Source organism: Biformimicrobium ophioploci, assembly GCF_030270605.1.
Taxonomy (GTDB): domain Bacteria; phylum Pseudomonadota; class Gammaproteobacteria; order Pseudomonadales; family Cellvibrionaceae; genus Biformimicrobium; species Biformimicrobium ophioploci.
Window position 1 is genome coordinate 158,368 of record NZ_BSYJ01000003.1, and the last position, 20,192, is coordinate 178,559.

Below are 20,192 nucleotides of genomic sequence, written 5' to 3' on the forward strand. Positions count from 1 at the left end.
TCGAAACTGCGAACCCGAAATGCGTCGCGCTAATTCCAGCGTATTTACATGCTTCATTGCAAGTTTTTTTTATAAAAAAATCATTGTTCAGGACCAATTTATGGTTTTTTTTACTTTTTTTTCTTTTATGTGGCTTTTTCTTTGTGGAGTTTGGGCCTTTTACCAATTTGTCGGGGATGCTTCGCTCGCGTGGCTGGGTTTGACAGTCAACTCGCTGGCCCTGCCATTTTGGGTTGCATATCGGCATTTCAAAGCGGAAAAAATCAATGCGGATTTGCGTGAGACACCGGCATTTTTTCTCGTGCTCACCGGCCTGTTAATCACTTTGCTCACAGACCAGGAAAAGGGGGTGCCGCTCTATTTCAGCCTCTATAACCTGTTTATCGTATTGCTGTACCTTTTTCAGTTTTCACGGCTTCGCTTTCCCCGTGATTACAAAACCATGCTGGAGTTTCCCCCTGCGACGCGGGGCAGCAGCGATGAAAGTGAAGAAAAAGCCTCGCTTTGGGTTTTCTTGCGGAGCCCCTGGTGCGCACATAGCCGCGCAGTTGTGACGTGTCTGGAGCAGAATGCGGGAAAATTTGCGGAGGCCGGTGTTCGAATCACCCTGTGGCTGGCGAAAGGGAACCGCATAAGTGGAAATAAGCCGCTTGCTGAAAATATTGAAATAAAAACCTGGGCGGGCGGTGAAGTGGGCGTGGAAATGGATGGTGGCCAGCCACTGCTTGCACGTATCAGTGGGCAGGGTAGTGATGCTCTCAAGCCCAGCTACTGGCTGTTGGACTCCTGCGGCAGAATTTTGTGGCGGCATCTGCCGGCAAATTATCGTACTCCAGGGGATCCGTTACAGGCGCTCGGTTTTGTGGGGAGAGCTGGCTAGGTTCAGCTGGCGAGGTACAGCCGCTGGCCGCCGCTCCGGTAATCGGGCGGCAGCGGAGCCGAATGCGGGCCAGATAGCGGGCGCGGAGTCCAGTGGGGCTGGTGAACTACAGTGGCCCGTAGGGCAGGAAACGGTTTTCCGAGTTCTGCTTCAGCCACATCAGCTGCTCCTTGTTGAGCGGAGATTTGCGCCGGCGCAGGGATTTGGCCAGTGGTATCACCGCCGACTCGGCGCCGCCTTCCCAGCTGGGCAGCTGAGCCTCGGCCAGCGCAAAAAACTGGATCAGGTGCCAGATTTCCCCGTCAGACCAGTTGTCGGCTTCCTGCAGCCATTCTTTGCCCGGTAGTCGTACAAGGAAGTCGCTTTGCTGGTCTTCTTGAGCCAGGAGGTCTGCCAGGGCAGGTGCCTGGTTACTTTCGAGCAGGTCTATAAAGCGCTGCAGCTGCTCGCGTTCGATTTTGGCCGGTTTCTTGTCCGAGGGCGGAGTCCAGGCGCCAATCGTCATATTCTCTTCCTTATATAAAGCTGCCTCTATTGCGGGCGGTATCAGCTTGGAGGGCCCGCGGCCGGGATTATAGCGCTCCGGAGGCAGGGGGTGGTATCGGTCGTGCAAACAGCAGAATTGACTGTTGGACGGGAAGTGTCCCACCGGTCGGTTTCTTTTGGCGCTAGACTAGGGCCGTTGTAATTCGTGCCAGCTTGTCTGGTTGTGTTGCAACTGTATGATATTTAAAGGAAAATTGTCGGATTGGCAGGTTGGGCTTGCAAACGCCCGGTTTTCGGGGCAATCTTGCCGCCTGCAAGTCCGGTGTTCCGGCAATTTGAATTAGAACAAATTACGGTGTTTTATGAGCAGACGACGTGGAAGGGCCGTAGAAGAGGAAAAGTCAGAGATTGACCTGACGCCCATGTTGGACGTTGTGTTTATCATGCTGATCTTCTTTATCGTGACGGCGTCCTTTGTAAAGGAAAAGGCGCTGGACGTTTCGACTCCGGATCCTAACGAGCAAACCATGGAGCAGACCGAAAGCAAGAACATTTTGTTCACGGTCACGGCTTCCGACGAAATTATGCTGGTGGATCGCCGCATTGATACCCGCGCTGTGCGAGCGAACATCGCCCGCCTGCACGCCGAGAACCCGGAAGCTATCGTGATCGTACGCGCGCACCGCAAGTCCAGTGCCGCAACTTACGTTGCGATTGCCGATGCGGCTCGCGAGGTAAAAGATGGTATGCAGGTTTCCCTGGTGCCATACGAAGACTGATACAGTCTTCGGACAAGAAAAAGCCAGCTTCAAGCTGGCTTTTTTTTTGCGCGTCTGCTGCCAGAGCCCGGGTATTAGAGCTCGGCGCGGATAGCCCACAGGTCTGGGAACACCGGGCGGAACAGCGTGCTCTGCAGGTAGCCCACACCGGACGATCCGCCGGTGCCCATCTTGGAGCCAATAGTGCGCTCCACCATTTTTACGTGGCGGTAGCGCCACTGCTGCAGCGAGGTATCAATATCCACCAGGGCCTCGCAGATTTCCGCCAGCAGCGGGTCGTTGCGATAGATATCAATCAGCAGCTTCTGCACTTTCTCCGAGGGTTCGCTGCGCTGGGTCCAGTCACGCTTCAATAGCACCTCCGGCACTGCATAGCCTTCCTGCTTGAGAAGCTGCAGGAAGGCGTCCCACAGTGTCGGGGACTGCAGGCGCTTTTCAATGCGCTTGTAGTGCCCGGAATCCTTTTCATAAACATCCAGCTTGCTCGCATCCTTGGCGCCGAACAGGAATTCCAGCTCGCGGAACTGGTAAGACTGGAAGCCACTGGCCGTGGACAGGCGGTCGCGGAAGGAAAGGAATTCCAGTGGGGTCAGGGTCTCGAGGATATCCACCTGCTGGATCAGGGTCCGGTAGATGGTGTCCACGCGCTTCAGGGTGTGCAACGCGCGGTTGCGGTCGCCCTTGTTGAACAGTTCCATCAGGAAGTCCAGCTCGTGCAGTACCTGCTTGAACCAGAGCTCGTAGCTTTGGTGAATGGTGATAAACAGCAGTTCATCGTGTTCGGGGCCGTCGGACAGGGGATGCTGGCATTGCAGCAGCTCGTCGACCTTGAGGTATGAGCTGTAGGTAACAGACATGATTAACACCTGGCATGTCGCCGCATACTTGCTGGCGGCGATAAAGTTATTGTTATAGGCCGGCGCCGACAGAACCGCATAGGTGAGCAGCGTCGCCGGAGGTGCTCGGATTATATAGCCTTGTGGCGCCGCGAAAAGCCATCGCAGTGACGCGCCGGCCATTTGGGTGCAAAAAATAAAGTGTCTGGGAAATGGATTCTGGTCATTCAAGGCAAGCCATATGAGCAGTGCTGCCCCTGTGCGGGGTGGGTGATTCCTTATAATCACGTCAAACGCATACTTAATACCGAATACCCAATTCAAGGCGCCAATGACAGGAGATGCAGATGCAAAGCGAATGCCCGGAGATTAGTGCGCAGGAGCGCGGTCGTGTGCTGGAGATCACCATCAACCGGCCGGAGCGCAAGAACGCCCTGACACAGGCCATGTATGCAGCCATGGCGAAGCTGATAAACGAGGCACGCGAGCACAGCCATATCCGGGTCGTATTGCTCACTGGCTCAGAAGGCAACTTCACCAGTGGCAACGATGTCGCCGATTTCCTCTCGTTACCGTCAGATTTTGAAAACTCGGCGGTGGGCCAGTTTCTGGGCGCGCTTTACCACTGTGACAAGCCGGTTGTGGCGGCGGTGAATGGCCCGGCGGTTGGGATTGGCACCACCCTATTGCTGCACAGCGATCTTGTGTACTGCGGGGACGATGCCGTGTTCCAGATGCCTTTTGTCAATCTCGGGCTTTGCCCGGAATTCGCTTCCAGCTATTTCGTGCCGCGCCTCGTGGGCCATGTAAAAGCCGCTGAATTGTTGTTGCTGTGCAAACGCTTTGATGGCGCGGAGGCCGAGGCGATGGGCCTGGTGAATGCCTGTGTACCGGCAGCAGAAGCACTGGAGCGAGCGCGTACCGCAGCAGAGCAGCTGGCAGCGCAGCCGCCGGCAGCGGTGCGTCTGACCAAGAAACTGCTGCGCCACGCGACCTTTGATGTGGGTGAGCGGATGATCAGTGAAGAGGTGAGCCACTTCACGCCGCTGTTACAATCCGGCGAGTTCCGGGAAGCGGCCACCGCGTTTATGGAAAAGCGCAAGCCGGATTTTTCCAGCTTTGACTAATTGCTCGAAACGTTAATCCGCCTTCAGGATCTCCCGGACCTTGTCCGGGTGATCCGTAAACAGTCCGTCCACCTGCAGGTGGTCGCTGAACAATTTGACCAGGCTGGCAAAATCGGGCACGCCTTCAGGCAACTGGTCGGCACGGAAGGTATAGGCGTGCACCGTAAGCCCGGCATTTTTCGCCGCCCGGTACCAGGGCGCAGCCGCCGGAGGCTGCCCTCCCTGCAAAGATTCTGATTCCGGCAGTATCAGCCCAGCCGCTGGCCCTATGCCATCGGCATAAGTCGCGACCCGGTCCATGCCTTCCTCGGTCAGCATCCATTCAAATTCGTAGTTGCGCCACGTATCGCCCACTTTTTCCTGTGCCAGCTCCCAGCTGCTCGGCGCGATCAGCTGTACCAGTGGGACATCTATCCCAACCTCTTCCATCAGTCCGCTGCGAATCCGCTGGAGTTCGTTGGCGTCAAATGACTGTAGTAACACCTGTGGCGTTTTGTGCTTCTTCCCCCGGTGCCCGAGCCCATAACCGTATCGTTTCAGCACTTCCAGGGTGGCACGGGCAATATCCTTGCCTTCACGGCGGTGGTGCCACGGCGCCTTGATCTCGGGGTAGATGCCAATGTCATGGCCCAGCGTCCGGTTCAAGCCCTGGATCAGTTCAATTTCTTCAGCGAAGGTGTGTACGCTGAAGGCCGACTGCCATACAGGAAAGCGCCCTGGAAAATACGGCTCAGTTCCCGCATCGGTGGTCTCAAAGCGCTCACTGACGCGCAGCTGGCGGATTTCGTCGAGATCGAAGTCCACCACGTAGAAATGCCCGTCCTCGCGGGCACGACCGGGAAACTTTTCCGCGACATTGGTTACCGCCTCCAGGTAGATGTCATGCAGGACAATCAGGCGGTTGTCACGGGTCATGACCAGGTCCTGCTCGATGTAGTCCGGCCGCATGGCATAGGCCAGCGCCTTGGCTTCCAGTGTGTGCTCTGGCAGGTAACCCGAGGCGCCGCGATGGGCGATGACCGCCGGCGTGGCGCCCGCTTGTGCTGCGGTTGCCAGAAGCAGGAGCAGTCGTAGCTGAGTGAAGAGTCTGTTCATGGTCATGTCGTGGAGGGTTTTGTCCTACAAAATAACAGCCGGCAATAATGCCGCCAAGTTCCGGATGCGGGGTAATAGAAGCTTCGACATATATACTCTTGCAATGTGCCGGCGGCATATGAGGGAAGGGGGATTGTGACAATGCTGAAAACCGGTATGCACTGGTGCGGGGCAGGTGGGCTCCTGCTGTTATTGCTTGTGTGCGCAGGATGCAGCAGGACCGATGACGCGCGCGAGCCACAGGCTCTGCGCGCCGGCCAGGGCGACACCGCCGCGGCAGGCGTAGAGGCCGAGGTGATTTTTTTTGGTGGCGAGATCCTGACCATGGAGGGTGAGAGGCCGCAATATGTCAATGCCGTGGCCATTGCGGAGGGACGCATCCTGTTTGCAGGTGATCGTAAAGGTGCCCTGGCACTGCGCGGCGAGGGCACGCAAATGCGTAACCTGCGCGGGCGCGCGATGCTGCCAGGTTTTATCGATGCCCACAGTCATTTCATGTTCGCCCTGGCCATGGTGAACCAGGTCAATATTGCCAGCCCTCCCGTCGGAAAGGCGACGGATATTGCCTCAGTAATATCCGCACTGAAAGCGTTCAAGGCCGAGCGCGGCCTCGCGGATGAAGACTGGATAGTGGGGTGGGGCTATGACCCGGATGGGCTAAAGGAAAAACGCCATATCACGATCGAAGACCTGGATCCGTATTTCCCGGACAACAAGGTAATGCTGATCCATGTGTCGGGCCACGGTGCTGTGCTGAACTCCCGCGCACTGGAATGGGCTGGTATCGGTGAAAATACGGCGGCTCCCGAGGGAGGCGTCATTGCGCGCATGCCCGGTGGTACCCGGCCGGCGGGGCTGGTGATGGAAACCGCCTACCTGCCAATACTAGCAAAGCAGCCGAAGCCTTCAGAGCAGGAATTACTTGAATTGATGGACGAGGCGCAGGCCGTGTATACCAGAAACGGGTATACCCATGCGCAGGAAGGTTTCTCTCACATTCAGGAGATGGACTTGTTGCTCAAGGCCGCAGAACAACAGCGCCTGCTGATCGATATTGTCTCGCTGCCGAATTTTACTGAGTACGAGTCATGGAAAGGCAAATACACTTTTGGGGTATATCGCAACAGGCTCAAGTTCGAGGGCATAAAGTTCACCCAGGACGGATCCCCGCAGGGCAAGACCGCCTATGTCAGCGAGCCGTACCTGACCGAAGGGCCGGCAGGGGAGCAGGCGTGGCGCGGCAAGCCCACCCAGCCTGAAGCGGACTTCATTAGCCAGGTGCAGCAGGCGCTGGCAGACGGGCTGCATGTCTTTGTGCATGCCAATGGCGATGCGACCATCGATGCCGTGATCGAGGCGGTCTCGGGTGCCGGCATCACTGCGGCTGACGATCGCAGGACCATCGTCGTACACTCGCAGTTTCAGCGCCCGGAACAGCTTGACCGCTATGTGGAGCTGGGGTTGTCACCGTCCTATTTCACCAACCACACATTTTTCTGGGGCGAAGTGCACCTGAAAAATATCGGGCGGGACCGTGCCCGTTTCATCAGCCCGGTCCGGGCCGCAGTGGACCAGGGGCTGGTCTTCTCCAATCACACGGATTTCAACGTTACCCCGCTGGATCCCTTCTTCGTGATGTGGACGGCGATGGCACGCCAGATGCGCAATGGCAAGGTGCTGGGCGCGGATCAGCGGGTGGATGCCTATACCGCACTGCAGGGCCTGACTACTGGCCCTGCCTGGCAGGTTTTTGAAGAGAACCGCAAAGGCCGGATCAGGGCCGGCCTGTTGGCGGATTTCGTGATTCTCTCGTTCAACCCCGCAACGGCTTCCGCAAAAAACATCCGCAATATCCGCGTACTGGAAACCATCAAGGAGGGCCGGACGGTTTACAAGGCTGAGCTCTAGGCAGGCTCCTCCTGCGGCCACTGGTGATTTTCAAACTGGGTACGCAAATCTTTCTTGCTGATCTTGCCGGTGGCGGTGTGCGGCAGTGATTCCACGATGACGCAGTCGTCCGGAATCCACCAGCTTGCCACCTTGCCCTCGAAAGCGGCCAGCAATGCAGAAGGCGCTAGGTTTGCGCCGGGTTCCGGCACAACCAGCAATAGCGGTCTTTCTGCCCACTTGGGGTGTTGTGCGCCGATCACCGCCGCCTCGGCCACATCGGGCTGGCCAACCGCCAGGTTTTCCAGTTCGATCGAGGAGATCCATTCACCGCCGGACTTGATCACGTCCTTGGTCCGGTCGGTAATACCGAGGTAACCGTCCGGATCAATGGTTGCAACATCACCGGTATCGAACCAGCCGTCTGCGGTGAGCGCGCTCTTGTCACTGCGGAAGTAGCGCTCGCAAACCCAGGGGCCGCGCACCTGCAGGGCGCCAAAGGCGATACCATCACGCGGTAACTCGGTGCCGGCGTCGTCGACGATACGCATCTCCACCCCGAACGCGGCGCGGCCCTGTTTCATGCGCAGGGCGCGGGCCTTGTCTGCCGGTACAGTATCCGGAACCCGCGCGTTGTAAGTGCCGAGCGGGCTCATTTCCGTCATGCCCCAGGCGTGGTGCGTGTAGACGCCATGCTCCTGCTCGAACTCCTCCATGATGGACCAGGGGCAGGCAGAGCCACCGGTGACCACTCGGGTGAGGCTTTCTATGGACTTGCCGCTTTCGCGCAGGTAGCCAAGCAGCGCAAGCCACACGGTGGGTACGCCGGCAGAAATGGTGACACCCTCGGTGTTGATCAGATCTGTCAGGGTTTCACCGTCTGCCATTTTCGGGCCGGGCAGCACCAGCTTGGCGCCCACGGCGACTGCGCCATACGGGAGTGACCAGGCGTTTACGTGGAACATCGGGACTATTGGAAGCACTACATCCTGCCGACCAACGCCGAATACATCCGGCAACAGCGTTGCGTAGGTGTGCACTACCATTGCGCGGTGAGAATAGAGCACGCCCTTGGGGTTGCCGGTGGTACCGGAGGTGTAGCAGAGCGCAGCTGCGCACTGCTCGCTCAGCGCCGGCCACTCGAACTCATCGGTGCATTCTTCCAGCAGCTGCTCGTAAGAAATGCAGTTGGGCAGGCTGGTGTCCGGTAGCTGATCTGCCGGGCAAAGCACCACATAGCCTTCAGCCACAAGCTTTGAAGAGAGCTTTTCCAGTAGCGGAACAAACATGGGGTCAATGAACAGCCATCGATCCTGCGCGTGATTGATGATGTACTCGATCTGGTCGGGGAACAGGCGCGGGTTGATGGTGTGGCACACCAGCCCACTGCAGGAAGTGGCATAGTAGATTTCGAGGTGGCGGTAGTCATTCCAGGCGAGGGTGCCGATGCGATCGCCCGGGGAAGCGCCGAGTAGTTGCAGGCCCCTGGCGAGCTTGCGGCAGCGCTGGAACGCATCGCGGAAACGGTAGCGATGCCTCGGGTTGTCCGCTGTTACTGATACAATTTCCTGGTCCGGGTAGGTCTGCTCTGCGTGACGCATGATCGCGGTGAGTAGCAGTTGATCGTCCATCATCAGGCCCTGCATGGTGTCCTCCTTATGGGATCTGTTCTGTTTTACCTCTGTGTCTGTACTTCTTTTGACTGAAACTTTGTGAATTTATGGCTTAGCCGGCTTTTACGGCCCGCTGGCAACCGGAAGCAAATACCAGGCCCGCCGCGAGACCTGCCACGCACTGCCCCAGGAACCCCCACATGCCGCGGGTACTGGCGATCAGGCTGACATTGAAGATCGGGTGCATCGCGGCCAGGAAAACCAGGTAGGCGATCACACCGCCCGCGGGGTAGACAATCGTGGCAGGCAGGCCGGTGAACCGGCGCAACAGGCCCATCACCAGAAACCCTGCCGCAAGTCCAATGGCAATCACCGTGCCGTAGCCCGGCATCAGCCCCGCGATGTCGCGGCCTGTCGCCACCAAGCGGTCCTGCCAGCCAATTTGTACACCGAGTTCGGCAAGGCCAGACAGGACTACCTGGGTATGGATAACACTGCTCAACAGGAAGGCAACGACTACGGCGCACAGGTAGGACAGGAGTACCACTGACTTGCGAATCGCGGTTTTTTCTTTATTCATGGTGAAGACTATGGCACAAGTTTGGCGCTGCGCGAAGGGTCCGGCAGGGCCGCTGCGATAACCACAATCCCTGTAGTGGTTACGGGTTCTGCGTTATAGTTTCCGGAAAAATAAAAGGAGTGCGCAAGTGCCAGTTAAAATCAATGCATGGGCGGGCTTTATGTCCCTGGCCCTGTTTGCCGGCGCGGCGACCGCTGAACCGCCGCAAGAGGTTCCGCTGGGTGCGGAGATCAATAGCGATGCGTTTACCGTTACCGAGCTGAATACCGAACTGCAGTTACCCTGGGGGCTGTCCTTCCTCCCGGATGGGCGCATGCTCGTGGCCGAGCGTGGCGGACGCCTGGTAATGCTGGATGCGGACGGCGGCAACCTGCGCGAAGTCGGTGGGCTTCCGGAAATCTACGTCAAAAGCCAGGGCGGCCTGTTCGAAGCAATGCCCGCGCCCGATTTTGCGCAAACAGGCGAAATTTTTATCTCCTACGCGCATGGCACCGATAAGGCCAACGGCACGCGGCTCAGCCGGGCAACCCTGCGCGATGGTCAGCTGGAAAACCTGGAGCCGGTGTTTACCGTGGAGCCGCTCAAGGATACCCCGGCCCATTTTGGCGGGCGCATGGCCTTCCTGCCCGATGGCACACTGCTGCTGACTACCGGTGACGGCTTCGATATGCGTGAGGACGCGCAGAAACTGGATGGCCTGCTGGGCAAGGTAGTGCGCATCAATCGCGATGGCAGCGTGCCGGCGGACAATCCCTACGCCAGCAGCAAGGGAGCCGGCGCCAAGGTCTGGACTTATGGCCATCGTAACCCGCAGGGCCTGGTTTACGACGCGGCCAGTGACAGCGTCATCATGCATGAACATGGCCCGCGCGGTGGCGATGAGGTCAATATCCTGCAGGCTGGCAAAAACTACGGCTGGCCGGTAATCACCTACGGTGTGGATTACTCTGGCGCGATCATTTCGCCGTTTACCGAATACGAGGGCATGGAGCAGCCCCTGATGCACTGGACTCCGTCAATCGCACCCGCGGGCCTTGCGATATACCGCGGTGACCTGTTCCCGCAGTGGGACGGGGACCTGCTGGTAGCGGCGCTGGCGGGCCGTCACCTGCGTCTGGTGGACATGGAGGGTGGCAAGGCGGTTGCGCAGCAGGTGTTACTCTCCGACCTCAATGAGCGCATTCGCGATGTGCGTGTGGGGCCGGACGGGGCCATTTACCTGCTGACCGACAGTATCGAGGGCAAGCTGTTAAAGCTCGAGCCGCGCTGATAAGAAACACGTTGATATAAAAAAGGCTGCGGCGCTTCCCCGCGCCCGCAGCCTTCCGTTTGCCCTGACTCTGGACCGTTCAGGTCCGCTCACTTCACGATCTTGATCCAGTCACCGGGCTTCGGCTCACCCCTTGGATAGTACCCATTGAGCAGGCGTAATTGCTCTTCCGGATAGGTGCCGATGTCGGCGTGCCGCGCCAGTGCCTCGAACGTGGTTTTTTCGTTGGCCCTGACGTAGTGAATACGTTTTACGTCCTTCTGCACCAGATCGGTTTTCTGCAGCGGCCTGAAGCTTCGGATACTGGTCAGGAACATGTCGTCGTAGTTCGTCTCCTCCCGCGCTTCCAGCACCTTGCCTTCCAGCAGGTACTGGCGGCTGCCGAAATAGATGACCGCGACACGGTCCGGTGCATCGGTGCTGCCCTCCGGCAGTTTGCCGGTGTGCCCTGTCAGGCGGTATTGCTGCAGGGCCTGGTCATCCTCCAGTTTGCGCACATCGTAGGCCTCACGTAGGGCCATGTCCGCGGGCTGGTTCTTGCGGTGATCCACGCGGATGGTGATTTTCGCATCGTTGTTGGGAGAGGTTCCCACGATGGCGCTGCGCTGGTTTTCCACTTTCCAGCCATCCGGGAACAGCAACGAGAAACCGAGCTTGGCATGGTTGTAGCGATTCTTGGCGCCGGCAGCTGTGTTGTTACCGTAAATAATGCCTTCGGTCTTTTCCCGGTAATTCTCCACCTTGACGATCTTGCTTTCTTCCGGCAGGTCACCGGCTGCACGCACCACTTCCTGCAGGCGCAGGTCGTTGCGCGGGTGCGTGGCAAACACGCCGTGGTAGGTCTGCTGCTTCTTGCCCTCGATGCGGGCGCGGCGCCGGGCAAAAGTCTCCTGGTCCTTGAGCAGGGCGATTACGTTAATCATGGCTTCGGGGTCATACCCGGCATTGAACAGGTACTGGGCCCCGAAGCGGTCCGCTTCGAGCTCCATGTCACGTCCATAGCCCTTGACCGCTGCCGTGCTCCAGAGTTTGGTGACATCGCCCACCATGCCGCTGCCGGTGGCCAGTACAGACATGACTGAAAGCACACTGGCACCCGCCGCTGCAGTTTTCTGGCGTACGGCGTGGCGCGCGGTAATGTGGCCCACCTCGTGCGCGAGCACTGCCGCCATTTCTGCCTCCGAGTGCAGGTAGGTGAGCAGGCCGCGATTGATATAGATATAGCCGCCGGGCAGGGCGAAGGCGTTGATATCCTGGCTGTCGATGATCGTGAACGTATATTTCAGCTCGGGACGATCACTGGCCACTGCCACTTTCTGGCCAACGTGGTCGACGTAGGCATTGAGCACAGGATCCCGGTATATCGGTGTGCTTTCCAGGATCTTCTCGTGCATCTCCTTGCCGATCTCCAGCTCCTTGGACTCGGACATCAACACCAGATCGGGCCGGTTGGTGGCCGGGTTAAAGGAGCAGCCGGCGAGCAGCGATAGCGACAGGGTCGCAATACCCAGCACGCCTGCAATTTTACGGTTCATGGTTTGCTCTCCAGTCTTTATTTATATCCGGTCATGTGCCCGCGCCTGCGGGCATCAGGAAGTCTTCAAGTTGTGCCGCGATGCCCTTGCAGGCATTCGTCTGCACTCTTGCAATGAGGGGGATGGGCACCACAATTGCGGGCATATAGGAGGTGCCCTGCGCATCCGCACTGATCTTTCCGGAAACTTCCCGATCGCGGAAATTCCAGATGGCTGCCTCGTAGTCGGATTCCTTGTCCCAGGTGCCAAAGCCGAAGCAGCCGGCGCCGGCTGTACCGATGGAGCAGCCAATGGAGCCGGCACTGTCGGTGGTCTCGGTGTTGCCATCGATCCAGACAATGTATTTCACCCCGTAATTATCGAGGCGCTCCTGTACCCCGGGGATCTCCAGTAGTCGATCCAGGGACTTCATGTGCATCGGCGCGGTGCGCGGTTCAAACCAGGGATAGAGCGCGTCTACGAACTGGCTTTCGGAAATCACACGAATGCTTTTGCCGTTGTCGAGCTCGTTGCCGACACAGCTAATCAGGCTGGGTTCGGTTTCGTAATCGCTGGAATGGCGCCGGCCGAGAATCACGACGGAATCGCCTGCATCCAGTTCACCCGCACTTCTGCGATATTCATCAATGGAGACCGTTGTGCAGCCACCAAGGAAACCGGTTGCCAGCAGCAGGCCGCCCAGCAGTGACGGAATTTTGTAAAACGAATTCATTGAACCTCTCCTTCGTTTTCGGGAGCCTCGTCTCGCAGGCTGACCGCACGACGCGGCGCTGCCAGGAAGGCCTGTAATTCGGGAACGCGATTGAAGCCCAGATACAGTGTCGCGCCAGCGTCCCTCAGGGCGATATTGATTGCCTGGGCGAGGGCATCCTCCTCGGACTTCAGGAATGCGGTCGGGGTCTTGCCGTAGGCGGTAATCACCCAGTCAGCCACGCTCTCGCCCTGGGCGTTATAGGCGTGCATGTCGTACTTGATCCAGACCTCGAAGATGTTGACGCGCGTTTCCCGCGGCATGGTGAATTGCAGTTCGCGCACCTCCGGCACTATCACGATATCGACATTGCCCGGGACAGAAGCCGGGTACTGCGCCAGCTGCACCGAGCTGTCGAACATGGAGCCCAGCACCGTATTGAACAGGTTGTACTGGGCCTTGCCGGTATTGATATTCCAGTCCTCGCGATCCTCACTGTTGTCCACGTAAGTGAAATTGCGGAAGTCTGGTGAAAAATACAGCCCGACCGTCATGGGATGTGTCTTGCCCACCGGTGCGGGAAAAGTCCCGTCTACCCGGACCGAGTGGGTACAGCCGGCAAGGGCAAGTGCCGTCATTACTGCCCCGAAAAATGTCAGGGGGCGAATTTTCCGCAAATTCTCAAACATATCTGGCTCCTGTCCCTGGATGCCGAACCGGGTTTGCGCCCGGATTCCCGTCAAATTTTCATCAATAAGACTTGTAGTCGTTCAGTCCCACAAAAGTACCGCCGTTGCGGTAGGTCAGTTCCCGCATCAGCGCGGCGAAGCGCAGGCCGGTGGTCTGCAGGTGTTTGGGCCGTGCAAACTGAATCGGAAAGCCGATGGCGTGAATGCGTACCATGCGGTGGTCCTCACCGCGTTGCGCATTGACGCGATCCACCGCCTGCACCACCCGCTGGATGGAGCGCCCGGTAAACTCATCGCCCAGTACATAGAGGCTGATCTTCTTGTTCGGGTCGTAGAAGGTCCTCACCGCTCGCTGGATACCTTCCACCGGGCTGGAGTTACTGAACGGGTTCCAGTTCTTGATGCGGCTCAGGATCGCGCGGCGGCGGCCGGGTGTATCCGGAATCCACTTGCCCCGGTAATTCGGGAACATGTAATCGCCCATGTCATTCAGTACCTGTATGCCCTTGACGCTAGGATAGAGGTCCAGGGTATTGACCATCTCATCGATCATGCGGTCCCAGCCGTAATTGAACATACTGCCGGAGGTGTCGATGATGAAGACGATGTACTCACTATCAACGGGGATGCCGCCGATCACATTGTTCTTGCGCTGGTAATTCTCACCGAGCAGGCGCTTCATCTCGTCGGTGAGGCTCTGCAGGGCGATGGTCAGCTCGCCCTTGATCTTGCCGGTCTCGCTTTCGCCTTCGGTCCGTTTCGCATATAGCGCTTCCAGGGTTTCCAGTTTGCCGCGCAGGTTGGCGATGCGGGCGCGCTCGATATCGAGCTGTTCGCGTTTGGCGTTGAGATCGCGGTTGTAAACGCGTGTCTCGCCGCGAATCGTGTTCAGTTGCTCCGTGAGGAGGCGAACCTGCCCGTCGAGATCCACTTCGGACTCCTCAAGCGGCAGCTGGTCCACGGTTTTGGCAATCATCAACAGCAGTACAATGGCGCCAAAGCCACAGCAGATCACGTCCAGGAAGGAAACGCTGATCTCCTCTTGTCCACGCCTTTTCTTTTTCACGCCATCTCTCCTTGCATGGGCGCCACGCTGTAATCAGGGCCAGTCCCTGGAGGGGCTGAGGAAGGATCCCCTGGTATCCTGCGCCAGGCGCCAGAACTCGCTGGCGGCGTAGGGGTCACCTTCCATGGGTGCGAGAATCACATTGACCGGGATGGATTCAGGCAGCAGCTTGACCGCACGCTGGAACAGCTTGATGCGATCCCGGCCGCTGATATTGTTGGCTTTCGGCCGTTCCATGCCCTGGGTCGGCAGGCCGTCGGTCAACAGGATGATGTTGTCCGGCATCGGCGACAGCTGGCGTACTGCGGCGAATACCCGCTCGAGGCTGGTACCGTTTTCGGGCACCATCTCGCGAACATTCTCAATTGCCTGATCCAGCTGGTCGCGGTCGTCGATATTGAGCCAGTTGCCCTCTGTTCCCGGTATTGCAGACTCGACTTCCGTATTGAAGGCATAGATCTGGTAGCGGCTGTCGCTTGGCAGCTGCGCGCTGATCCAGGAAACGGTATCAATACTGCGCACCCATTTTGGTGACGCGCGCTTCTCACGCGTCGACATGTTGCGGCGCCGGATGACATTGATAAGTTTGTCTCCCAGCATACTGGCGGAACGATCCATGAGAATCAGGACCCTGTCGCCGCCAAGCTTGAGACCGGTGAGGTACTGGCGGTCGCCATCACCGATGAACTTGCGCACGTTGTTGCCGAGCTGCCGGTTCTCCGCTTCGAGCTTTTCCTTGGCGTCCTCCATTTTCTTGATTTTTTCCTGCAGCTTCTTGATGTCCAGCTCCAGGTCGCTGGAGTCAATCTCAGCAATATTGCCGCGCACGTCGTCGATTTGCTCCTGAATGCGACGCGCCAGGCCCTGTGCGTCAGCAAGGTCGTCACTGACGGTATCCAGGGTGTTGCGCGCCAGCACCAGCTGCTCGCGGCCAAAAGTAACCTCCTCTTCGAGTAGGTTGACTTCGGCCTTGAGGTCCTGGTTGACCTCCACCACCTGGTTGTCGGCATCGTGCTTGATGATCAGGAAAATCAGCGCAACAGCACCGAACCCGCACGACATGATGTCGAGGAACGAGAGGCTGAATGCGTTGAACCTGCGTTTTCTTCGCGCCATGCTATTCCACGCTGATCGCTGTAATGGAGCCTGCGTGGTCGGAACTGCCGATCAGGTCGCCGGCATTCAGGCTCACTGGTGCTGCGATGGATTCACCGTTCAGGGTAAGGCGCGCATCGGCATCTACGCGCATGGCCAGTATCCCGCCGTGTTCCGTCACTGTCGCTGCCGGGTGCGTCGGCGGCTTGTCTGAAATCTCCAGCAGGCCCTCGCTGAAGCTGATAAACAGCGGGCGTTCGGCGGAAATGGCCTTGTGCCCATGCAGCAGGTGCGTGGCACTGGTAATACGGGAGCTGGTCAGCCGCTGCGGTAGTTCGGACTTTTTGGTGGCGCTCAGCAGGATGACGTGGCGCAGGGCTTCCGGGTCGCTGGCGATTTCCTGCCAGCGCCGCTGGATGGAGGTGGCGATGGCATGGGATGGCAGCAGTTCGGCACCACTGACAATGTGCGGCGCTCCGGGGATCTCTTTCCAAAGGTGTGAAAGAAAGACGATACCGCCCTCACTGGAGTTGGACTGCAGCGCACTGCGGATCTGCGCGATGATCGGCGCACTGGCGCCATGCAATTGGCCGAGTCCTACCTTGGCCGTACGCCCATCGAGCTCTGCCAGAACTTCGCCCTGATGTACCGCGGATTCCACCCAGGCAGGCAGCTGGTCGTAGAGGCGTTGCTCAGACGCAGCGGAGTGGTGCGGGTCGAAGCGGCTCTGCATGATGAATTCATCGATGAATACCTTGGCCCAGGCGTGCAGGAAGTCGTTGCGCCCGGCACCCGGAACCGCTTCCACGCCTTCCAGCACCACGCCTTCGGTCACCGATACCTTGCTGATCAGTGCCTGGTGCAATTGCAGGTCCAGGTGCAGGTGCTTTCCGGGCGGTGCAAACTGGCTCAGGCAGGCCACGGCGCTGTCGACCAGACCGCAGACGTTGAACGGGCTCTCCCGAATAATGCCCAGCAGCAGCCCGAGTTGCTCACGGGTGAAATTACCGGGCACCGCCAACACCAGCTCTTCCGGTGCCTGGCACTCCTCGGCGATGGCGCGCAGGTGGGCGAATGCGAGGTCCGCGTGATGGCGGCAGCTGTTATTGTCGCTCTGCAGGCTTTCCAGGCTCAGCCGGCGCCAGAACTGGTCGTTTGCCCTGAGCGGGTTGGTCCGCACCTGGCCGAGGGCGTCTGCGCCGGTGACTATCCGGTTCTGTTCGACAATGGCGATACCGGGGCTGAGCAGGATCGGCTGGTTACCAGCGAAAACACGCAAGCCGCAGTCGTTAATTTCCAGAACACCTTGCTTCATTTTTCACTTGCCTCTGCGAGTATTATCGTTGCTCAAATCAGCTGACTTTCAGGAACCTGACCAGCCGGTTATCGCAGTAGTTGTGCGTGTCCAGTACCAGTCGCTCCTGCATGAGTTGCAGCTGGTGGGTGAAAAACATGATGACGATGCTGATGACCAGCGCGATAAAAGTGGAGTTGAAGGCCACGCCCAGACTTACAGTCACGCCGGCAATGTCGCCCTGTACCGCCTTGTGCGCCTGCGCCAGGGCCTCGCCGATACCGCGCACGGTGCCGATAAAGCCGATCGATGGAATGGCCCAGGTGATGTAGCGCACCATAGCCAGTTCTGAATCCAGCCGGTCCCCTTCGGTATCGCAACTCTCGCGGATCGAGTTGGAAGCTGCGTCTATGTCCCGCGACGAGCCGAATCGCTGCAGTGCCGTCAGCAGGGTGCGCGGCAGCAGATAGTCGCGCTCCTCCTCCGGCAGGGCCTGGATGGGACGCGACAGGTCGCGCGCGTCCTCAGGCAATACCGTGGTGCCCTCATTCACATTGAGCAGCGACTTGTCCAGCAGCTTGCGTTCGCGCATGGTGCGCTGTGCCTTCAGGCCCATGATTGCGAATGCCCACAACATGAGGACAAAACAGGCCTCCTGCTCGTAATCCCGCATCACGATGTACAGAGAGCGCTGCTGTATATAGGTTTCGCCAGCAGCCTCTCGCGCCATCTGCTCCGCGATCAGGGCATCCGCATTAGGGCGGATGACGGTGACGTAGACTGCATGCACCAGAATCACCGCACCGATCAGGGCGAAGATCTGGAACATAAAATCCGAGGACTTGCTATTCATGGTTTTTTCCTCAATTAACGGCCGTCAGATGTCCACCGGATAGGACACGGAGAGATCTTCGGAGATCTCCTCTGTAGGCTTGTATTCCTTGTTTTTCGGTTGGTTCGGCATCAGCGGCGGTTTTTTTTCCTCAACTGGGGCACTGGCCGCGGTTTCCTTTGCCGGCTTTGCTTCCGCTGTCGCTTGCTTGTCGTCTGTCTGCTTATTGTCTGTCTGGGCCTGGCTGGCCAGCGCAGGTAGCGCAAACATCAGGGCGATCAATACTGATAGGCGTTTCATTCCCTTACTCCTGGTCGACCCAGCGCGCCAGGCGGAAGCCGACGTCCTCGCGCCCGTCCGCTCCGTAATCCCGGTAGCTCAGGCGCAGTTCCGTTACGCTGGCGTGCCGCCAGCTTGCATCGCGAATCACGTGGTAGTCGCCGTCACCGGGGCCAACCGGGTTGCGCTCGCGCTTGGTGGAAAGCCCGGTACCGATGCTGTAGAGGTCGTGAATCCACTCGGAGACGTTACCGCCCAGGTCATAAAGGCCCACCGGGTTCGGGCGGAACGAGCCGACCGGCGCGGTTGCCGGGAAATTGTCGCGGTAGTTCTGCAGGATTGCCGGCACTATGTTGGCGGCAGACAGGTCGGCAAAGTTACCGGCCTGTTCCACGATCGGCAGGTCATCACCCCACGGGAACTTCCGTTGTTTCTCTCCGGCGAAGCGTGCAGCCCAGGCCCACTCGGCCTCCGTTGGCATCCGATAGCCATTGGCTTTGGCATCGAAGCCTACGACCTTGTCTTTCTCGACTTTGTAAACCGGTTGCAGGCCTTCCTGCTCACTCAGCCAGTTGCAGTAGAGAGCCGCGTCGTTCCAGCTGATGCGAACCACCGGGTAGGGGTCGTTATCGAGGCTCACGCCCTGGATATGGCTCGAGGTGTGCATGCGCTTGAAGCGGCGGAACTCGCGGTTGGTCACTTCAGTGACACCGATATAGAAGGGCCGGTCGAGGGCGATATTGCGCAGCGCCTCATTCGCGCGGCGGCCCTGTTCGCGCCGCGAGGCGCCCATGGTGAATTCAGCCTGCGGACGGAACAGCTTCAGTTTGCCGCCGGCCCTGGTCTCAATGGTGGGCGGAACGCGGGACCAACGCGCCTGCTCCACGGTCATCAACTTGGTGTCGATGCGTTGGTCGAGGTCCGCGCTCGGAATCACGGCGGTTTCATAGGTTTCGTAGCCGGCCTTGCGCACACTGATCTTGTGCGGACGGGCGGGTAGCTTGAGAGTCTGGTTGGCGAAGCCAACCGGTTTTCCATCGACAAACAGCTTCGCATCGGCAGGCTTGGCGGAGACCCGCACCTGGCCGAACAGCGCTTTCAGGTTGACGGCAAGGTTGTCCACCGCGCCGGTGCCCACCTCGACGGTCTCCTGTACCCGCTTGTAGCCATCCTTGAAAAACTGCAGCTTGTGTTTCTGCCCGGGGGCCAGGTCCAGCGTGGCCGGTGTCTTGCCCAGGTACTCCCCGTTCAGGGTGATACTGGCACCGGATGGTGTGGAGCGCACATACAGCGTGCCGTCTGCGAGGGGCAGGGTGACCGGTGCCGGCGCCTGGGCGATGCCAGCCACGATATCCAGCTCCAGCTCGGTTGGCTTGCGGTCGGGCAGGGTAAAGGTCAGCTTGCGCTTGCCCTGGATAAGTTCGGCGTCGAGTGGCGTGGTGCCAATGACTCTGTCATCGACGGTGACAGTCGCGCCCGACGGAACCGTGTCCAGCGCAACATTCGCCCAGGCGGGCTCCAGTTTCGCAGTCAGGTCCTGTACCTGGTCCAGGCCGGTCACGTCGACTTCCACGATGTGATCCAGGTAGCGCTCGTTGCGCAGGGTCACGGTATGCACGCCGTGCGCAATGTTGCGGATTACACCGGGCGCTGTGCCCGCGGGTTCGCCATCGATCAGCACCTCGACGGTAGTGCCGGGTTCGGTGACCACGTTCAGGTGGCCGGGCTTCTTCTGCATCTCGACAGCGTGGCGGGTGTGGTTGTCGCTGGTGACAGAGACAGTACCTTCGCTATCGAGATAGCCATCTGCCACGATGCGGTACTGGTAATCACCGGGCATCAACAGGAAGCCCTCGCCAAGCCGGAAGTGCAGGCCGCTCAGCTGGATGTCGGCGTTTTCCGGGTCGGTATCGAAGATCAACGAGCGGGCGCTGACCAGATAGGTGAGTGCGGCAAGCGCAACCAGCATCAGCAGCGATGCGGAAACGGTTTTGCCGGAAAGCCGGAATCCCTTGCGTTTGACATCGCCGGATGCCGGGTTGAAATCCAGCACCTGGACAACCGCAGGATCTGCATCGGCAGGATTGGTATGCGTATTTATTTCTTTATCAGACTTCGACGCCATTGCGTTCCCTTCCTCTCCCTGTGCGGGCGCATG

General features: G+C 58.8%; 19 protein-coding genes. 5 read left to right on the plus strand and 14 right to left on the minus strand.

The window, feature by feature from the left end:
• Positions 1–19 precede the first annotated feature (19 nt).
• Complete coding sequence (locus tag QSJ80_RS07410) at positions 20–880, plus strand: thioredoxin domain-containing protein (protein WP_285763795.1); 861 nt, start codon at positions 20–22, stop codon at positions 878–880.
• A gap of 106 nt (positions 881–986) precedes the next feature.
• Here the strand turns inward: QSJ80_RS07410 and QSJ80_RS07415 are convergent, their stop codons facing one another.
• Positions 987–1,385, minus strand: coding sequence for a hypothetical protein (locus tag QSJ80_RS07415; protein ID WP_285763796.1), 399 nt, complete (start codon positions 1,383–1,385; stop codon positions 987–989).
• Between the two features lie 343 nt (positions 1,386–1,728).
• Here QSJ80_RS07415 and QSJ80_RS07420 point away from each other — a divergent pair, with 343 nt between their 5' ends.
• On the plus strand, positions 1,729–2,145 hold the full coding sequence (locus QSJ80_RS07420) for an ExbD/TolR family protein (protein WP_285763797.1): 417 nt from the start codon (positions 1,729–1,731) through the stop codon (positions 2,143–2,145).
• A 74-nt stretch (positions 2,146–2,219) separates the two neighbouring features.
• Here the strand turns inward: QSJ80_RS07420 and QSJ80_RS07425 are convergent, their stop codons facing one another.
• On the minus strand, positions 2,220–3,002 hold the full coding sequence (locus QSJ80_RS07425) for a tryptophan 2,3-dioxygenase (RefSeq protein WP_285763798.1): 783 nt from the start codon (positions 3,000–3,002) through the stop codon (positions 2,220–2,222).
• A gap of 326 nt (positions 3,003–3,328) precedes the next feature.
• Here QSJ80_RS07425 and QSJ80_RS07430 point away from each other — a divergent pair, with 326 nt between their 5' ends.
• Positions 3,329–4,108, plus strand: a complete 780-nt coding sequence (locus tag QSJ80_RS07430; RefSeq protein WP_285763799.1) for an enoyl-CoA hydratase — start codon at positions 3,329–3,331, stop codon at positions 4,106–4,108.
• A gap of 12 nt (positions 4,109–4,120) precedes the next feature.
• Here the strand turns inward: QSJ80_RS07430 and glpQ are convergent, their stop codons facing one another.
• Positions 4,121–5,203 (minus strand): glycerophosphodiester phosphodiesterase, encoded by a 1,083-nt coding sequence (glpQ, locus tag QSJ80_RS07435; RefSeq protein WP_285763800.1) that lies wholly within the window; start codon positions 5,201–5,203, stop codon positions 4,121–4,123.
• Positions 5,204–5,344: 141 nt separating this feature from the next.
• Here glpQ and QSJ80_RS07440 point away from each other — a divergent pair, with 141 nt between their 5' ends.
• A complete protein-coding gene (locus QSJ80_RS07440; protein ID WP_285764290.1) occupies positions 5,345–7,111 on the plus strand; it encodes an amidohydrolase in 1,767 nt (588 codons plus the stop codon).
• Here the strand turns inward: QSJ80_RS07440 and QSJ80_RS07445 are convergent.
• Both QSJ80_RS07445 and QSJ80_RS07450 read right to left on the minus strand, forming a co-directional pair.
• On the minus strand, positions 7,108–8,736 hold the full coding sequence (locus QSJ80_RS07445; RefSeq protein ID WP_285763801.1) for a long-chain-fatty-acid--CoA ligase: 1,629 nt from the start codon (positions 8,734–8,736) through the stop codon (positions 7,108–7,110). The two genes, QSJ80_RS07440 and QSJ80_RS07445, sit on opposite strands and share 4 nt — an antisense overlap.
• A gap of 79 nt (positions 8,737–8,815) precedes the next feature.
• Entirely contained in the window at positions 8,816–9,283 is a 468-nt protein-coding gene (locus QSJ80_RS07450) for a hypothetical protein (protein ID WP_285763802.1), read from the minus strand.
• A 127-nt stretch (positions 9,284–9,410) separates the two neighbouring features.
• Here QSJ80_RS07450 and QSJ80_RS07455 point away from each other — a divergent pair, with 127 nt between their 5' ends.
• Positions 9,411–10,553: a PQQ-dependent sugar dehydrogenase gene (locus QSJ80_RS07455; protein WP_285763803.1), complete on the plus strand. Its 1,143-nt coding sequence runs from the start codon at positions 9,411–9,413 to the stop codon at positions 10,551–10,553.
• A gap of 89 nt (positions 10,554–10,642) precedes the next feature.
• Here the strand turns inward: QSJ80_RS07455 and QSJ80_RS07460 are convergent, their stop codons facing one another.
• From QSJ80_RS07460 to QSJ80_RS07500, 9 genes are all read right to left on the minus strand, one after another.
• Positions 10,643–12,088: a M48 family metalloprotease gene (locus tag QSJ80_RS07460; protein WP_285763804.1), complete on the minus strand. Its 1,446-nt coding sequence runs from the start codon at positions 12,086–12,088 to the stop codon at positions 10,643–10,645.
• A 31-nt stretch (positions 12,089–12,119) separates the two neighbouring features.
• Positions 12,120–12,800: a hypothetical protein gene (locus QSJ80_RS07465; RefSeq protein ID WP_285763805.1), complete on the minus strand. Its 681-nt coding sequence runs from the start codon at positions 12,798–12,800 to the stop codon at positions 12,120–12,122.
• Positions 12,797–13,468: a hypothetical protein gene (locus QSJ80_RS07470; RefSeq protein WP_285763806.1), complete on the minus strand. Its 672-nt coding sequence runs from the start codon at positions 13,466–13,468 to the stop codon at positions 12,797–12,799. The genes QSJ80_RS07465 and QSJ80_RS07470 overlap by 4 nt, the downstream gene beginning before the upstream one ends.
• A gap of 61 nt (positions 13,469–13,529) precedes the next feature.
• A complete protein-coding gene (locus QSJ80_RS07475) occupies positions 13,530–14,534 on the minus strand; it encodes a vWA domain-containing protein (protein ID WP_285763807.1) in 1,005 nt (334 codons plus the stop codon).
• 33 nt (positions 14,535–14,567) lie between these two features.
• Positions 14,568–15,650, minus strand: coding sequence for a VWA domain-containing protein (locus QSJ80_RS07480; RefSeq protein ID WP_285763808.1), 1,083 nt, complete (start codon positions 15,648–15,650; stop codon positions 14,568–14,570).
• Position 15,651: 1 nt separating this feature from the next.
• On the minus strand, positions 15,652–16,944 hold the full coding sequence (locus tag QSJ80_RS07485) for a hypothetical protein (RefSeq protein WP_285763809.1): 1,293 nt from the start codon (positions 16,942–16,944) through the stop codon (positions 15,652–15,654).
• 37 nt (positions 16,945–16,981) lie between these two features.
• On the minus strand, positions 16,982–17,776 hold the full coding sequence (locus tag QSJ80_RS07490) for a MotA/TolQ/ExbB proton channel family protein (protein WP_285763810.1): 795 nt from the start codon (positions 17,774–17,776) through the stop codon (positions 16,982–16,984).
• Positions 17,777–17,800: 24 nt separating this feature from the next.
• A complete protein-coding gene (locus QSJ80_RS07495; RefSeq protein ID WP_285763811.1) occupies positions 17,801–18,055 on the minus strand; it encodes a hypothetical protein in 255 nt (84 codons plus the stop codon).
• Positions 18,056–18,059: 4 nt separating this feature from the next.
• The gene (locus QSJ80_RS07500) at positions 18,060–20,159 is read right to left on the minus strand and encodes a PEGA domain-containing protein (protein WP_285763812.1); all 2,100 of its coding nucleotides are present in this window, start codon (positions 20,157–20,159) and stop codon (positions 18,060–18,062) included.
• Between the last annotated feature and the right edge of the window lie 33 nt (positions 20,160–20,192).

Excerpts from the sequence above, each read along its gene's own strand:
- QSJ80_RS07410 (WP_285763795.1), top strand. The coding sequence starts at position 20 with ATGCGTCGCGCTAATTCCAGCGTATTTACATGCTTCATTGCAAGTTTT.
- QSJ80_RS07450 (WP_285763802.1), bottom strand. The coding sequence starts at position 9,283 with ATGAATAAAGAAAAAACCGCGATTCGCAAGTCAGTGGTACTCCTGTCC.
- QSJ80_RS07490 (WP_285763810.1), bottom strand. The coding sequence starts at position 17,776 with ATGAATAGCAAGTCCTCGGATTTTATGTTCCAGATCTTCGCCCTGATC.
- QSJ80_RS07415 (WP_285763796.1), bottom strand. The coding sequence starts at position 1,385 with ATGACGATTGGCGCCTGGACTCCGCCCTCGGACAAGAAACCGGCCAAA.
- QSJ80_RS07445 (WP_285763801.1), bottom strand. The coding sequence starts at position 8,736 with ATGCAGGGCCTGATGATGGACGATCAACTGCTACTCACCGCGATCATG.
- QSJ80_RS07460 (WP_285763804.1), bottom strand. The coding sequence starts at position 12,088 with ATGAACCGTAAAATTGCAGGCGTGCTGGGTATTGCGACCCTGTCGCTA.
- glpQ (WP_285763800.1), bottom strand. The coding sequence starts at position 5,203 with ATGAACAGACTCTTCACTCAGCTACGACTGCTCCTGCTTCTGGCAACC.
- QSJ80_RS07485 (WP_285763809.1), bottom strand. The coding sequence starts at position 16,944 with ATGAAGCAAGGTGTTCTGGAAATTAACGACTGCGGCTTGCGTGTTTTC.
- QSJ80_RS07430 (WP_285763799.1), top strand. The coding sequence starts at position 3,329 with ATGCAAAGCGAATGCCCGGAGATTAGTGCGCAGGAGCGCGGTCGTGTG.
- QSJ80_RS07440 (WP_285764290.1), top strand. The coding sequence starts at position 5,345 with ATGCTGAAAACCGGTATGCACTGGTGCGGGGCAGGTGGGCTCCTGCTG.
- QSJ80_RS07480 (WP_285763808.1), bottom strand. The coding sequence starts at position 15,650 with ATGGCGCGAAGAAAACGCAGGTTCAACGCATTCAGCCTCTCGTTCCTC.
- QSJ80_RS07465 (WP_285763805.1), bottom strand. The coding sequence starts at position 12,800 with ATGAATTCGTTTTACAAAATTCCGTCACTGCTGGGCGGCCTGCTGCTG.
- QSJ80_RS07500 (WP_285763812.1), bottom strand. The coding sequence starts at position 20,159 with ATGGCGTCGAAGTCTGATAAAGAAATAAATACGCATACCAATCCTGCC.
- QSJ80_RS07495 (WP_285763811.1), bottom strand. The coding sequence starts at position 18,055 with ATGAAACGCCTATCAGTATTGATCGCCCTGATGTTTGCGCTACCTGCG.
- QSJ80_RS07420 (WP_285763797.1), top strand. The coding sequence starts at position 1,729 with ATGAGCAGACGACGTGGAAGGGCCGTAGAAGAGGAAAAGTCAGAGATT.
- QSJ80_RS07425 (WP_285763798.1), bottom strand. The coding sequence starts at position 3,002 with ATGTCTGTTACCTACAGCTCATACCTCAAGGTCGACGAGCTGCTGCAA.
- QSJ80_RS07470 (WP_285763806.1), bottom strand. The coding sequence starts at position 13,468 with ATGTTTGAGAATTTGCGGAAAATTCGCCCCCTGACATTTTTCGGGGCA.